3 protein-coding genes are annotated in these 2,266 nt (G+C 66.9%); all 3 read left to right on the top strand.

From position 1 onward, the window contains the following. On the top strand, positions 1–597 hold a 597-nt coding region (locus H3O04_RS35090), incomplete at its 5' end, for an NADPH-dependent FMN reductase (RefSeq protein ID WP_202589490.1). 233 nt (positions 598–830) lie between these two features. Further along, positions 831–1,049 carry a hypothetical protein gene (locus tag H3O04_RS35085; RefSeq protein ID WP_006480563.1) on the top strand — a complete coding sequence of 73 codons (219 nt, stop codon included), beginning with the start codon at positions 831–833 and terminating at the stop codon, positions 1,047–1,049. 95 nt (positions 1,050–1,144) lie between these two features. Further along, complete coding sequence (locus tag H3O04_RS35080; RefSeq protein WP_012339443.1) at positions 1,145–2,047, top strand: hypothetical protein; 903 nt, start codon at positions 1,145–1,147, stop codon at positions 2,045–2,047. The last annotated feature ends 219 nt before the right edge of the window (positions 2,048–2,266 follow it).

Raw genomic sequence — 2,266 nt, 5'->3', positions numbered from 1 at the left:
ACCCGAGCCGCATCGTCCACCGAACGCGCGCTGTCGTTCGCACTGCGCGGCGCGCAGGCCGCCGGCGCACGCACACGCCTGTTCGACGGCCCGTTCCTGCATACGCTGCCGCACTACGCCCCCGAACACAAAACGCTGACCGACGCGCAGCGCGAGCTGATCGACGCCGTGCGCCAGGCCGACGCGATCATCATCGCGACGCCCGGCTATCACGGCGGCGTGTCCGGTCTCGTGAAGAACGCCCTCGACACGCTCGAGGAGCTGCGCGCGGACGAACGCCCGTATCTCGACGGCCGCGCGGTCGGCCTGATCGTCACCGCGTACGGCTGGCAGGCGGCCGGCACCGTGCTGACGTCGCTGCGCTCGATCGTCCATGCGCTGCGCGGCTGGCCGACGCCGTTCGGCGCCACCGTCAACACGCTGGAAACGCGCTTCGAAAGCGCCGACAGCTGCTCGGACCCGAAGGTCGTCGCGCAACTCGAGACGGTCGGCACGCAAGCCGCCGAATTCGCGCTCGCGTTCGCGTCGCATCGCGCGGCCTCGCACGCGGCATCGGTCGATGCGCTTGCGCCCGTACTGAAGGTCGCCAACCAGTAACTCCCGCATTCCGCCGCGCGCCTCCGATCGACGAGATTCGACGGGGCGCGCGGCGCGTCTTCCAGCGCGTGGCGATATGCCGGGCGCGTCGCCTCGCCGCTCGAACATACCGTTTCCGCGTACCACCCCGATAACGATTCAGCCCGCCGCGTGATTTGCATTGGCCGAAAGATTGGTTCACGCAGCCGGCAGGTTTTCGTACGCTGAAAGTCCGAACTTTTTCCGCGCACGCCATGAACCGTACGATCCGCTACAAGGGCTATGAAGTCGCTCCCGCTGCCGCCCGGTTGCCGAACGGGCTGTTCGCCGCCAACCTGACGATCGAACGCGCGAGCGGCGGCCCGTCGCCGCGCTCCGTGTCGTTCGACGCAATCGATTTCTTCTTCGAGGAAGAGCACGCCCTCGCCTACGCATCACGCTGGGGCCGCCTCTGGGTCGACACGAACGCGTGACGCGCGCCGGGCCGGCGTGCACATGGCCGCTCGAAAATACGCGATGACGGAAGCTGTGCAAGAATCTTTCGATCCGTAATCGCATAACAATAGCCATGACCGACACGCTGCAGGAAGAGCATGCAGCCGCAGATCACGCGATGCGCAACTGGACCTTCGAGAGGCAAGGCCCCGTCCGGATCGGTTCCGACGCGCACAAGCAGATGTTCTGTCGGATGCTGCTCGATACACACAATCCGTACAAGCCGGCCGTGATCGACTGGCCGGCGCTCCAGCCGGCCGAACTCAGACGGCTCACGTCACTGCCGATCTGGGACATCGCCGTGCAAACCGAAGGCCGCGCGTCGATCCGCGTGGCCACCTACGCCGCGACGGTCGACGATCCGCTGCTGCGCCGCGCGCTCGAAATGGACGGCGGCGAGGAAGCCCGCCACAAGGTCGTGCTGTCGAAGCTGGTCGAGGCGTACGGCATCCGGCTCGCGCCCGAACCGGCCTACCCGGCGCCGACCGATCCCGAATGGTCGTGGATGATGACGGGCTTCAGCGAATGCATCGACAGCTTTTTCGCGTTCGGCCTGTTCCGCTCCGCGCAGCGCTCCGGCTATTTCCCGCCTGAGCTGGTCGAGACCTTCGAGCCCGTGATCCAGGAAGAAGGTCGCCACATCCTGTTCTTCGTGAACTGGTACGCGTGGTACTGGCGCACGATGCCGTGGTGGCGCCGGCCGTGGTTCTTCGCACGGGTGGCGGCCGTGTGGGTGCAACTGATCCGCGACCGCATGAGCATCGCGCGCGGCATCGATGCCGACGGCGCCGCGCGTGACGCGAATTTCCCGGCGACCGGCACCGCCGACATCGGCGATGCGCTGAACCCGCGCGAGCTGATCGAGCTGTGTCTCGTGGAGAACGACCGGCGGATGGCCGGTTACGACAAGCGCCTGCTGCGCCCGATGTTCGTGCCGCGGATGGCGCGGTTCGCGCTGCGGTTTCTGAAGAAGTGAAGTCGGGCGCTTGCCGCGGGTCAGGCGGCAAGCGCCCGGTTCGGTCCACGCCTGAGGGCCGACTGTGGCGCGTTCGATACATTCGATCCATCCCTCTTTTTCTTCGGCACGTCGCGCCGTCGTCGGCATGACTGACAAATTGCCGCACCCCGGATCTGTCATTTCGACCGCCTCCGGCTCGACGCCGACCCGCGGTCTTTGACGGCCTGTCGGCACCCC

Source organism: Burkholderia sp. KCJ3K979, assembly GCF_016759955.1.
GTDB classification, from domain to species: Bacteria; Pseudomonadota; Gammaproteobacteria; order Burkholderiales; family Burkholderiaceae; genus Burkholderia; species Burkholderia orbicola.
The sequence above is the reverse complement of the archived record's forward strand: the minus strand, read 5'-3'. Positions and strand labels throughout refer to the sequence as shown.